Origin of the sequence: Bacillus manliponensis, assembly GCF_000712595.1 — a bacterium.
GTDB lineage: Bacteria > Bacillota > Bacilli > Bacillales > Bacillaceae_G > Bacillus_A > Bacillus_A manliponensis.
Map to the genome: position 1 here is coordinate 224,121 of NZ_JOTN01000005.1, position 12,209 is coordinate 236,329.

At 35.4% G+C, this 12,209-nt stretch carries 13 protein-coding genes; 8 read left to right on the top strand and 5 right to left on the bottom strand.

All coding sequences use genetic code 11. The features are described 5' to 3' along the window. Nucleotides 1-154: 154 nt before the first annotated feature. Nucleotides 155-445, bottom strand: coding sequence for a hypothetical protein (locus BAMA_RS25145; RefSeq protein ID WP_084157941.1), 291 nt, complete (start codon nucleotides 443-445; stop codon nucleotides 155-157). A 410-nt stretch (nucleotides 446-855) separates the two neighbouring features. On the opposite strand from BAMA_RS25145, the gene BAMA_RS08500 reads away from it, so the two are divergent. Further along, nucleotides 856-1,593: a M15 family metallopeptidase gene (locus tag BAMA_RS08500; RefSeq protein ID WP_034638267.1), complete on the top strand. Its 738-nt coding sequence runs from the start codon at nucleotides 856-858 to the stop codon at nucleotides 1,591-1,593. A 25-nt stretch (nucleotides 1,594-1,618) separates the two neighbouring features. After that, on the top strand, nucleotides 1,619-2,062 hold the full coding sequence (locus BAMA_RS08505; protein ID WP_034638269.1) for an NUDIX hydrolase: 444 nt from the start codon (nucleotides 1,619-1,621) through the stop codon (nucleotides 2,060-2,062). 21 nt (nucleotides 2,063-2,083) lie between these two features. On the opposite strand, the gene BAMA_RS08510 is transcribed toward BAMA_RS08505, so the two are convergent. Next, on the bottom strand, nucleotides 2,084-3,286 hold the full coding sequence (locus tag BAMA_RS08510) for an MFS transporter (RefSeq protein WP_034638271.1): 1,203 nt from the start codon (nucleotides 3,284-3,286) through the stop codon (nucleotides 2,084-2,086). Nucleotides 3,287-3,706: 420 nt separating this feature from the next. Here BAMA_RS08510 and BAMA_RS08515 point away from each other — a divergent pair, with 420 nt between their 5' ends. The 3 genes from BAMA_RS08515 to spoIIP all read left to right on the top strand — a co-directional run bounded on the left by BAMA_RS08515 (nucleotide 3,707) and on the right by spoIIP (nucleotide 6,433). Further along, complete coding sequence (locus BAMA_RS08515; protein WP_034638272.1) at nucleotides 3,707-4,141, top strand: NfeD family protein; 435 nt, start codon at nucleotides 3,707-3,709, stop codon at nucleotides 4,139-4,141. Further along, nucleotides 4,138-5,073, top strand: a complete 936-nt coding sequence (locus BAMA_RS08520) for an SPFH domain-containing protein (protein WP_034638274.1) — start codon at nucleotides 4,138-4,140, stop codon at nucleotides 5,071-5,073. Before BAMA_RS08515 ends, BAMA_RS08520 begins: the two co-directional genes overlap by 4 nt. A gap of 229 nt (nucleotides 5,074-5,302) precedes the next feature. Next, on the top strand, nucleotides 5,303-6,433 hold the full coding sequence (gene spoIIP / locus BAMA_RS08525) for a stage II sporulation protein P (RefSeq protein WP_415782892.1): 1,131 nt from the start codon (nucleotides 5,303-5,305) through the stop codon (nucleotides 6,431-6,433). A gap of 326 nt (nucleotides 6,434-6,759) precedes the next feature. Here the strand turns inward: spoIIP and BAMA_RS08530 are convergent, their stop codons facing one another. After that, nucleotides 6,760-7,221 carry a DinB family protein gene (locus BAMA_RS08530; protein WP_034638278.1) on the bottom strand — a complete coding sequence of 154 codons (462 nt, stop codon included), beginning with the start codon at nucleotides 7,219-7,221 and terminating at the stop codon, nucleotides 6,760-6,762. Between the two features lie 171 nt (nucleotides 7,222-7,392). On the opposite strand from BAMA_RS08530, the gene alr reads away from it, so the two are divergent. Further along, nucleotides 7,393-8,565: an alanine racemase gene (gene alr / locus BAMA_RS08535; protein ID WP_034638280.1), complete on the top strand. Its 1,173-nt coding sequence runs from the start codon at nucleotides 7,393-7,395 to the stop codon at nucleotides 8,563-8,565. A 124-nt stretch (nucleotides 8,566-8,689) separates the two neighbouring features. Here the strand turns inward: alr and BAMA_RS24470 are convergent, their stop codons facing one another. Next, a complete protein-coding gene (locus BAMA_RS24470; protein ID WP_157405969.1) occupies nucleotides 8,690-8,851 on the bottom strand; it encodes a hypothetical protein in 162 nt (53 codons plus the stop codon). A gap of 173 nt (nucleotides 8,852-9,024) precedes the next feature. Here BAMA_RS24470 and BAMA_RS08540 point away from each other — a divergent pair, with 173 nt between their 5' ends. After that, nucleotides 9,025-9,870, top strand: a complete 846-nt coding sequence (locus BAMA_RS08540) for a YitT family protein (protein ID WP_034638281.1) — start codon at nucleotides 9,025-9,027, stop codon at nucleotides 9,868-9,870. Nucleotides 9,871-10,068: 198 nt separating this feature from the next. Here BAMA_RS08540 and pdxR read toward each other — a convergent pair whose 3' ends face one another. Continuing rightward, nucleotides 10,069-11,463 carry a MocR-like pyridoxine biosynthesis transcription factor PdxR gene (gene pdxR, locus BAMA_RS08545; RefSeq protein ID WP_034638283.1) on the bottom strand — a complete coding sequence of 465 codons (1,395 nt, stop codon included), beginning with the start codon at nucleotides 11,461-11,463 and terminating at the stop codon, nucleotides 10,069-10,071. A 126-nt stretch (nucleotides 11,464-11,589) separates the two neighbouring features. On the opposite strand from pdxR, the gene BAMA_RS08550 reads away from it, so the two are divergent. Continuing rightward, on the top strand, nucleotides 11,590-12,012 hold the full coding sequence (locus BAMA_RS08550; protein WP_034638285.1) for a GNAT family N-acetyltransferase: 423 nt from the start codon (nucleotides 11,590-11,592) through the stop codon (nucleotides 12,010-12,012). Nucleotides 12,013-12,209: the final 197 nt, after the last annotated feature.

Sequence of the window (12,209 nt, forward strand, 5' to 3'; positions counted from 1 at the left end):
AAGGATATTTGAACTTTAGTAATTGTTTTTCAAAACAATAGCCATGAAAAACACGTAAATCTAGAAATAATGCAGTTGTAACAAGATTACGTTTTTCTTCAATATATTTTTTGCAAAAGTAACATTTTAAGTGTCGTTTCATAAAATCACCTTGTTATATGTATGTTTTTGAAAAGCTCTTTTGTAGTAAAAGGTATAATATGTATATACCGATGTAAGTGCTGGTTATAAGAAAAAAAGGATTTAATAAAATTTTATGGATGGTCGTCATAAATACCTTGTCCTGTATGAGTACATCGTATACAGTAAATGCGACAATGGTACTAAGTCCATACATAGAAAGATAAGCGCATATGTTTAAAATAAAGCGAAATGTTTTATGCATAGAAAATAAGAAAAAGATGTAAGACAATAAAATCGGGAGTATAGCAATTATCAATTTCAAATTGTGTCACCTCATTGACAATATAGCCTAAAGTTTCTTAGTCTATTCTTGTCAGTTCGTATATTCGCCGAAGAAATTGAAAGGCTTATTCGGAAAGAAAGATGGTTAAACGTGGGCATTAGTGCTCACGTTTTTTCGTCGAAATTTATTCTGGTGTCTTTCTTATTAAAGACAGGAATTGACAGTCGTTTTAGAGAATTTGTATTTCATGGAGAATATTTAGAAGAAAAATAAAACCCCTGTTGCAGCAAATATTCACTATGTAACGAAAAAGAAGCGGTTTAGTGGAATGTATGAATGGACAAGATGGTATGGTGTATAGCAATAAAATTCATAGTCATATTGTTTTCTGATTGTAGATGGTATGGGACGGGAATACATGACCAAACTTTTCAGATAAGAGGTACAATATGAAAAAAAGATGGATAGTATGTAGCTTAATTATTATGATAGCACTCATGGCTGTTATAGGGACGAAGTATGTACAACGGAACAAAAAGAGTAAGGAAGTGAATAGTGGGGTAGTTTTTCCGGCAGAAATGGAGACAATCGCAAACAAAGAAGGAGATGTGGCGGTTGTAAATAATCCGAATTCTACTCTTGTGCTCGTCAATAAAAAAAGAAGCCTACCAGACGCTTATAAACCGAAAGATTTAGTCATTCCAAATGTTCGCTTCTCTTACAAAGGGTATGATGAAAAAAAGAAAATGCGAAAAGAAGCTGCTGCGGCTTTAGAAGAAATGTTTCAACAAGCAGAAAAGGATCGTATTTTTTTATTTGCGGTATCTGGTTTTCGCTCATTTCATCGTCAAAAGGCATTACACACGATGTATACACATCAAGATGGGCAGGCGCAAACAGCAATGTCTAGTGCGGTTCCAGGGACAAGTGAACATCAAACGGGACTTGCGATGGATATAACGTCACAGTCGGCAAAGTTTCAGTTAGATGATTCGTTTGGAAATACGAAAGAAGGAAAGTGGCTTGCTCAAAATGCGCATAAGTTTGGGTTTATTATCCGATATGAAGAAGAGAAAAAACATGTAACAGGTTACACATATGAGCCGTGGCATGTTCGTTACGTTGGAAATCCACATGCTACGTATTTATATGAAAATCAGCTCACATTAGAAGAAGTTGTGAAATGAACATAGTAGAGAGGGGAAATGAAGGATGACGACGTTATATAAAAAGAAAGTATATGCATATATTACAAGAGAGAAAGATGGTCTGATGCAGCTACTTGTTCATACACACCGTGATATTCCAGAAGCAGGAGTTCAAGTACCAGGAGGTACAGTAGATGAGGGAGAAACATTAGAAGGAGCAGTATTGCGGGAAGTATTTGAAGAGTCAGGGCTTCGGGATTTATTTATTGAGCGATTTGTTGGTGACTGTATCATGTATGTGAAAGAAAAACAAGAATATCAAAAACGTCATTTCTTCCATATGACATTACTTCAAAATACAAATGATAGCTGGGATCACACAGTAAGTGCAGGGGAAGAGGATGAAGGTCTTGTTTTTTCATACAAATGGATCGACATTGAAAAGTGTCCTTCTTTGATAGCGAGGCAAGATGAATTTTTACATGTAGTAGAAGGTATGCGTGTGTAACAAAGAAAACGGTGTTTCCCTTTAAAGGGAAACACCGTTTTCTTTGTTTTGTTGTTTTAATAGTGTAAAGGAAAGAGTTGCTGATAATAGAATGAGGATAGATGCGACGATATAGACGGTACGTGCTCCAAATAAATCAGCAATCATTCCAACGCCTAACATAGATATACCGGACATCGCCGAAACTAATGTATGATGTGCTGCGTAGACGTTTGATAATAATGATGGTGCGACGCTCGTTTGTAAAACGGTCGTTTGGGCAATATCACGAAATTGGTAGGCAGGACCCATGAAGACACATAATAATAAAGCGATGAAACCACTACTATTAATTCCATATAAGAAAGTAAGAATGCTAAATAGAAGAGAACCAAAGGCCATGCTTCGAATTAAGTTGTTTTGAATATATGTACTAAAGCGCCATGCTAGTAGTCCTCCTAAAATTGTGCCGATATAGTAGCTTGTATTAATGTACCCCCACCACTCTGCTCCTTTTTGAAGTACAGTTGTTACAAAGGCCATTGTTACAGCTCCAATCCAAATAGTACCTGCTAATGACTCAATCATATCCATAATCGTAACCATTCTAAGTGACGGATGCTGAAATAATAATGACCAACTTTTCTTTAGTGTGTTTGTTTTTATAGATTGTTCTTCACCTGTTTGTAACTTGCGTGTAACGATAAATAAAGCGATACAACTTAGTATCATGCAAACATTATTGATCATCATAGTGAATGGTACACTAATCATAATAACGATGATGCTAGTAAATGTATAAGCGGCAGCTTGTACAATTTGTGAGGAAGATGTGAAGATACTGTTCACTTTTGCTAATTGATTTTCTTCTGCTAAGCGAGGGATAATTGTGTATAGTAAAGGGCGACTCCAACCTTCGCATAAAGAAATAATCGCGACAAATATAAATAGCGTGAAAATATTTGGTGAGAGAATCGGAAATAGGACTGTTAACGTGATTAAAAAGGTTGTTTTTATAAGTTGCAGTCTGATGAGTAATGTCGATGATGGAAAGCGATTTGTTAACGATGATACTGACATATTCGCAAAAACATTCATAATAATTTTTAATAAAGGAAATAGGGCAGCGATAGTCGCTGATTTTGTGAAAAGGTATATATGAGTCGTAATAATCATAATGTACATGACATCGGCTAAAGAGATACACATGTTAGCAAACCAATATGTAGAAAGTGTTCGATTCATTCCATCTCTCCATTTTTTGTGTTTTTTACATTATAATACCTTTACATTATAATACCTATTATAATGTAAAGGTATTTTTTTGAAAACTTTTGTTTTAATCTATTTTATTAGAATGATAATTCTTGAGGTGTGAAGCCCTTCAAGAATTGAAGTTTCATTTTATCCCGCATTAACTGGCTGTAAGACTTTCACCTCAAAACTTAGAGGATTCAGAGAAGTTTAGGTGGGAGATTAACAGCCAGTAAAAGATCGATTGGTCAGGCTGATTGAAGTTTCACTTTATTATTTTTCACAAAAGAAGGATTTTCATATATAATAAAGAATATATTAATATAGCGTTTTGTTAGTAATAAAAAGGATAAACATTGCTATTCATCATATATATTTTATATAAGGCAAATGAGAAAGCGAGGGGTACGTATGGCGAGCTGGGTTGTTTGGTTTATTATTGCAGGGCTATTATTTGTTGCTGAGATGCTTACGATTACCTTTTACTTATTATGGCTTGGAATTGGGGCAGTTGTCGGTGGAATAATTGCTTTGTTTCTACCAGACTCTTTGTTGTTACAAGTTATAATTGGGGCAGTTGTTAGTTTAATTCTTACTGTCTTTACAAAACGTATTTCTAAAAATTTTAAAGAGGCAAAAGGTTATACCGATGCAGTTGATCAATTAATCGGTAAGAGAGGAGTTATGACACGATCGATTACAGAAAGTGAGAATGGAATTGTGAAAGTAGATGGTGATACGTGGACTGCTGCTGCAAATGAACCGATATTAGAAGGGGAACGGGTAGTAGTGATAAAAAGAAACAGTACTGTTGTACATGTTGAAAGGGAGTGTGAGATAGAATGACTAGTTTAATTTTATCTATTGTTTTAGCCGTAATTGTAATTGTATTTATTGCATTAACAATAAAAATTATTCCACAGCAAAGAGTAGGTGTTGTAGAGCGACTTGGTAAGTTTCAACGGATAATGCAACCAGGTTTAAATATCCTTATTCCAATTATTGATCGTGTGCGCATTTATCATGATTTACGTATTCAACAAACAAATGTACCACCGCAAAAAGTAATTACAAGAGATAACGTTCAGGTTGAAATTGATACGATAATTTTCTATCAAATTGTTGATCCAGAACTTGCAACATATGGAATTTCAAATTATGAATATGGTGTCCGTAATATTACATCTGCAACGATGCGCCAAATTATCGGGAAAATGGAACTAGATGAAACGCTATCAGGGCGTGAAAAGATTTCAACAGAAATTCGCTTAGCTCTGGATGAAGCGACAGAAAAGTGGGGCGTTCGTATCGAACGTGTTGAAGTGGTAGATATTAATCCACCAAAAGATGTGCAAGAAGCGATGGAAAAGCAAATGAAAGCAGAGCGAAACAAACGTGCAATTATTTTAGAAGCAGAAGCGGCAAGGCAAGATAAAGTTCTTCGTGCAGAAGGGGAAAAACAAAGTAAAATCCTAATAGCAGAAGGAGATAAAGAAGCCCGTATTCGCGAAGCAGAAGGTCTTCGTGAAGCGAAGGAATTAGAAGCTCAGGGTGAAGCAAAAGCAATTGAAACGATTGCGAAAGCAGAACAAAACCGAATTGAATTATTAAATGCGGCGAATTTAGATGAGCGCGTTCTTGCATACAAATCATTTGAATCATTAGCAGAAGTTGCAAAAGGACCGGCAAACAAAGTGTTTATCCCATCAAATGCAATTGAAACACTTGGAACGCTCGGGGCAATTGGAGAAATCTTTAAAGAGAAAAAAGAGAAATGATTCGTCATTTCTCTTTTTTTTGATTGTTTTTTTATCTCGAAGGTTATTCGGCTATTTTTAGTGCTTTATCAGCTATTTTTGAAGGTTATTCGGCCATTTTCAGTGATTTATCGGCCATTCTGCATTCTTCGATAAATTTCGCAGTATTTCTAAGCTCCCATTAGAATAAAAATATCAGATGTATATTGTAGAGGGCTTGTACATATGTATGTACGGAGAGGGTGATACGGTGAAAAAGTATGCAACTCACGTACGTGGAGAAAAGGTGATTGTTTTCATATTATCATATGTATTCGTTATGTTAGTGGCGGCAGCGCTTATGACGACATTATTTTATACAATGAAGTCTTACTATGTAAATCAATGGTTTGGGAAAGTTTCGATTCATGGGTTTATGCAAGTACTAGAAAGTGGGAATCGTTATTTTTCTTCTGATTTTTTTCAAAAAGAAAGGCGTATTTCTCCAGGGAAACTATTATTCTCAGCAGCGACTGATATACAATTAGAGGATATAAGAACTTTAGTTGGGAAGGAAGTTCCTGGAATGTCAAGCTATTATTCTGAAATTCTTGTAGCTGGGGAAGGAACTGATTTTACAAATATTCCAAATGAATCGAGTGTACCGATAGATGAAGTGACAAAAAAACGTGAAGTAGCAGAAGAAAAAGTGAAAGAGGCAGAGAAAAATCATCCAGTTAAGGAAAAGGGAAAGAATGTGCAAGGGAAAAATGCAGTATTTATTTATCACTCACATAGTTGGGAGTCATTTTTTCCATTGTTACCAGGAGCTAAAAGTGCATCAAGTCCAGATGTAAATATTTCACTTTTAGGAGAGCGTTTTAAAGAGCAACTAGAGGCAGAGGGAATACCAACTTTACACGATAAAACGAATATGGGAGACTTATTGGCGGAAAAAAATTGGGAGTGGTATAAGTCATACGATGCATCGCGAGGAATTGTAAAAGAAGCGATTGCGCAAAATGAGAATATTACATTCCCGGTTGATATTCATCGTGATAGTGCAACGAAGGAAAAAACGACAAAAGTTATTAATGGAAAGCCATATGCGAGGCTATATTTTATTATTGGTATGGAGAATGCGGGGCGTAATGAGAATATAAAAATTACGAAAGAAATTAATAGTTATTTGGAAAAAAATTATCCAGGGATTAGTAGAGGGGTTTTTAATAAAGATCGCAGGGAAGGTAATGGTGTATACAATCAAGATTTATCTCCAAACTCTATTTTAGTAGAGATTGGCGGTGTAGATAACACCTTAGAGGAGTTATATAATACCGTTGATGTGTTAACAGAAGCATTTAGTGAGTACTATTGGGAGGCAGAAAAAGTGAATGGATAGAACATTACTGTTTCAGTAAACTTTGATCCCGTATTAACAGGCTATAAGGCTCCCATCCTCAAAACTTAAGGGAAGCGAAAATAACATAGAGTAGAAAAAGGTCCTAATCATATGCATCGAGTAACTTGTTCTCCTATTAAAAAGGATAGTTTTTAACATTTATATGTTATAAAGTATCTTAACTAAATATTGCGTCTGTTTTTTCTCAAAGTTGTTGTAAAAATAAGGTGATACAATCATATTTGTAAGTCCCTTTTCAATGCCTTGTTCCCATTAGACATACGAAGCAAAAAAATCACTCTGTTATGAGTGATTTTTTTGTGTAGTTATTCAAACAGCGGTATGTGTAGATCGCGAATATGCTCTGTTAAAAGTGTATGTAACTGCGCACGATGATGGTAAAAATGTGCAACGATTTGCAGGAGCCACTCAAAACGTGTATATGAAACACCCCAGTAAGATTGATTAATTTCCTTTAGTTCTGTAATAGAGTAACTTTGAAATGTTTCACGAAGAAAGTGGAAGCTTTCTAGTAACGTTTTTTGAATATCTTGGGTAGTAGAAAAGGTGTAACGATTGTAAAATCTATCTAACTCTTCTTTTGAAGCCCCATTTGCAATTAATAAATCAGCATGTGGTATAAGTGCCATATGTGTACAAATGTTAAAAAGTGAGCGTTTATTATGTATTGGTTGTAATTGTAGTTCTTCATAAGAAACGTGCTGTAGTATTTGTATCATCGATTTTACACCAACTTCCAATTGATGTAGGGCAGCTGTTGTAAACATTGAAAATCCCCTCGCATTCGTTTATAATTAATTGTTGAGAATATTATACCATGTTTAAAATTTTGAAAATTCTTGTAGTTTGACTGAGAAACCGAAACGTATTATAGTGTTAAAGGTTATAGAGAACGAAAATAGAGTGGATAGCAATTGCTGAGTTAGGAGTTTATATATATGAGTTCGAGATATGGAAGAGATACAGTCATCGAAATTAATTTAAATGCAATCAAGCATAATATAAATGAATTTAAAAATCATGTAAACGATGAAAATATTGCAATAATGGCAGCTGTAAAAGCAAATGGATATGGACATGGGGCAGTTGGGGTAGCTAAAGCGGCCGTTGCTGCTGGAGTGAGTCACCTTGCTGTTGCTTTTATAGACGAAGGAATCGAACTGCGTGAAGCAGGAATTACGGTGCCGGTTTTAGTATTAGGGTATACACCAAAAGAAGCGGCTATAGATGCGATTGAATATGATATTATGATGACAGTATATCGTTTGGAAGATGTGCGGTATATGAATGAAGCTGCTAAACAAATTGGAAAAAAAGCACGTATTCAAATTAAAATCGATACTGGAATGAGCCGAATCGGTTTACAAGAGGAAGAAGTAAAGCCATTTTTAGAAGAAGTAAAAGAAATGCAGTATGTAAAAGTAGAGGGAATATTTACTCATTATTCTACTGCTGATGAAATAGATAAAGCATATACGATCATGCAAACAGAGTTGTTTGAGAAAGCGGTAAGTATGGCAGCCGAAGTTGGGTTAGATATTCCACTTATTCATAGCTCAAATAGTGCAGGAACGATGGAAATGCAGCATACATTTCAAAATATGGTTCGTGTTGGTATCGGAATGTACGGTATGTATCCGTCTAAAGAAGTTGATAAGACTACCGTTTCGTTACAACCAGCATTAACGTTAAAATCCAGGATAGCTCATATCAAGCGTGCCAAAGCAAACCGTGGTGTGAGTTACGGAAACACGTATGTAACAACTGGAGAAGAATGGATTGCGACAGTGCCAATTGGTTATGCAGATGGTTTTAGTCGTCAATTATCTAGCAAAGGTCATGCATTGATTAATGGTGTTCGTGTACCAGTTATCGGAAGAGTATGTATGGATCAGCTTATGCTTGATGTCACGAAAGCGATGCCTGTTCAAGTTGGAGATGAAGTTGTTTTTTACGGAAAGCAAAATACGGAAGAAATTTCAGTAGAAGAAGTAGCAGATTTATTAGGGACAATTAATTATGAAGTAACTTGTATGTTAGACCGTAGAATTCCGCGTATCTATAAAGAAAATGGTGAAGTTGTTGCTGTTGTAAATACATTAAGAAAATAAAAAGAAGAATGGGCTGCCATTCTTCTTTTTATTTTTTATCTACTCAATGGGCTATGCCCTTCACGTTCCTTGAAAAAGGAGTATTCTTGGCTAAATAGATAAAAAGTGTACATGTAAACATCCCTCAAACAGTGTAGCGACGAGTCCACCTTTTATTTCTTACTGTTAAACAAATGTTTTCGAAAGGCGTATTTTCTTGTGATGGGATTTGTTGTTTACTAAATACAATTAATTGTTCGCAAATATATTTGCTATCTGTTTCGATCCACTCATTATGTATTTGCACAACTATTACTCTTTTTGAAATTTGATATGTATTATACAACAAGAGAAGGGAGAGTATGTTAAAAATATGACAATATACGTTTTGAATTTGCATAATAAGTCGCTTTCTTTGTAGTTTTCGTAAATGTTTTATATAATAAATATAAGAAAATATATATGTTTTGGGGGGATTGAATGAAAAAGGTATTAGAATATGTAATGTTAACGGTTGGATCCATCATTGTAGCTGGAGCGTTAGAATTAATTTTAGCGCCAAATGGTTTAGTAGACGGTGGGGTTACGGCGATTGCGATTATGGCAAATAAAGTAGCTGGCTTGCCACTATATGGCGTGTTTTTAGGAATTAACATTCCAATATTGCTATTTACAGCAAAAGTAATGGGAAAGAAATTTTTCATTCGTACAGCGTATGCAAATATTATTACAACAATTGGATTAGTATATTTAAAGCCTTTTCCAGCAATTACAACATCTGAATTGCTAATTGTTTTATATGGTGGTGTATTGTTTGGGGTCGGTGTAGGAATTGTTGTAAAGATGGGCGGGGCCATTGACGGGTCAGAAATGTTAGCCGTTTGGATGAATAAACATTTTAAAGTTCCAATTAGTACATTTTTAATGGCAGTAAATGCTGTGATTTTTGTATTTGTAGCAATTTTATTTTCCGTTGAACAAGCGATGTTTTCATTGGCGATCTTTTATATCGTAACAAAAATGATTGATTTCATTTTAGATGGTATTAATCAAGGTAAGAGTGTCATGATTATATCAAATAAAAGTGAAGAAATTGGTCAGTTATTGATGAAAGAGTTTGAACTCTCTGTTACGTATCTACATGGAGAAGGTGGTTTTTTAGGAGAACAACGAAAGATCATTTATTGTATTACAAACCGATTTATGTATCCAAAAATGAAAGATCTCGTTCTCTCTGTAGATCCAAGTGCGATATTAGAAGCTTCGTTTTCAACAGAAACAACTGGTGTGAAGCGAAAAGGTGCAGTTTCTCGTTCAGCTAAATAAAATGTAAAAAGAGTCGCTCAAAATTTTGAGACGACTCTTTTTTGTTTATCCCGCATTACCGGGCTGTAAGACTTCTATCTCAAAACTTGAGGAAAGCGAAGAAGTTTAGGTAAGAGATAAACAGCCTGTAAAAGTCTGATTGGTCGGGCTAACACTCAGTGAGGTATGGAGAAAACCCCCGCTGAGTAAAGTTTTACTTTAGGACCATGCTTCTTTTAATAATGTAATGGCATTAGAGATTTCATCTTCCTGGATTCCTCCAAATCCAAGTAACACATAAGATTCCTTTTGTAAATGACCAGTGATGTCATAAAGAGAAAGGGGATATACCTTTACATTCTTTTTAGCTGAAGACTGAACCAGCTCTTTTTCGGTCATGCCGTTATGAACTTGCAAAACGATATGTAGGCCAGATTGAGAGCCGATAATCCGGACGAATTGTCCGAGTTCGTCTTCAATGGCTGAAATTAAACGCTGGTGTTTTCTTTTATATACTGTGCGAATACGATTTAAATGACGCTCCCAATACCCATGCTTCATAAATTCAGAAAAGGCAAGTTGCTGTATTTTTGGTACTGTTTGTTTAATAATTATGCCGCGCTCCTTATAAATGCATAGTAAATCGCTAGGTAAAACGAGATAGCTCATCCGGATAGACGGCAAAAATGATTTTGAAAATGTTCCGGCGTATATAACACGATTGTTTCGATCTAATCCTTGTAAGGAAGGAATCGGTTTCCCAACGTAACGAAACTCCCCATCATAGTCATCCTCTATAATATAACCTTGTGTTTCATTTGCCCACTTTAATAGCTTCATTCTTTCAGAAAGTGGCATAATCATTCCAAATGGGAATTGGTGAGAAGGTGTTACATACACAATATTTGCTCCACTTTTATATAAATCTGTAATACAAATCCCTTTATCGTGTAAAGGAATTGGATGGATGGGTAAGTTGTAACTCTCTAGCACCGCCCTCACGCGGTGAAACCCCGGGTTCTCCATTCCATATTTATAATTATTAGGAAACAATTGTACTAATAGAGAAAGTAATTGCTGCGTACCAGCTCCAATAATGATTTGTTCTGGAGTAGAGCAAACACCACGGGATTTATATAAGTATTGTGAAATTTCATTTCGAAGCTGCCACTCACCTTGAGGGTCTTCGTTCGTAAATAACTCACTTTCATATTGTAAGAATGAATGTGACATGATTTTTCGCCAAGTTGATAAAGGGAATGAATTTGTATCAATACTACCGTGATGAAAATCATAACGAAATGTTTCTGTAGGCATTGGTACAATTGTAGTTTGTCCCGCGTTGTTCTCATTTTGCTGTACACTATAATCTACACGGGAAACAAATAAACCACGTTTTGGTTTACTTTCTGCATAGCCTTCCGCAATGAGTTGTTGATAGGCACACTCTACCGTATTTCTGCTTACGCCAAGTTGTAAAGATAAGTTACGGTGAGAGGGGAGGCGGCTACCTACTTTGATATTTCCATTCCAAATTTCTTGTTTAATATGCTGATAAATTTGCATGTACAATGGTATTTTACTTGTTGTTTGTAACGAAATAGCGAGCTCCATTGTTATGTCCCTCCTAAACTGGCACTATAAAAAAGTTATGAACTGTCACTTTCGGAAAAGGCAGAATCTTTTTACTATGAGTATAGAACATCTTGAATATTTTATAAACTATAGGAGGGAAATATGATGTATGTACAAGAGGTAAAAACCGTAAAGCAGTTTGAAGAGGTATTTCCAGTTTTAAAGCAATTACGAACGAATCTTTCAGAAGAAGAAGCGCTTTCGCTTTGGGATAGGATGAAAGAAGAGAGGTACCAATTATTTGCGATGTATAATGAACAGAAGGAAGTTGTCACACTTGCAGGGATAGGGATTTGCATAAATTTTTATCATGAAAAACATGTTTTTTTATATGACCTTATTACAGCGGAAGCCCATCGTTCAAAAGGATATGGAGAGAAAATGCTATCACACATTGAAGTATGGGGAAGAGAGCATGGTTGTTCATCTGTTGTGTTAACTTCAGCATTTCCAAGAATAGACGCTCATCGCTTTTATGAAAGAGAAGGGTATGAAAAAGCAAGCTACTCATTTAGGAAACAAATTTAAAGGTAAATAAAGTGAAAATTCAATCAGCGGGAGGGTTCTCCATCCCCCGCAAATAGCGGGATAAAAAGGTAATCTTGCGTTGGAGATTGCCTTTTTATTTTATGTAGAAATAGAAGAACGTTTTCTATCATTTTGAGCATGTACATATGTAACAGAATTTTGTTCATTTATCATATTTTTTATGAGACGTACTCGTA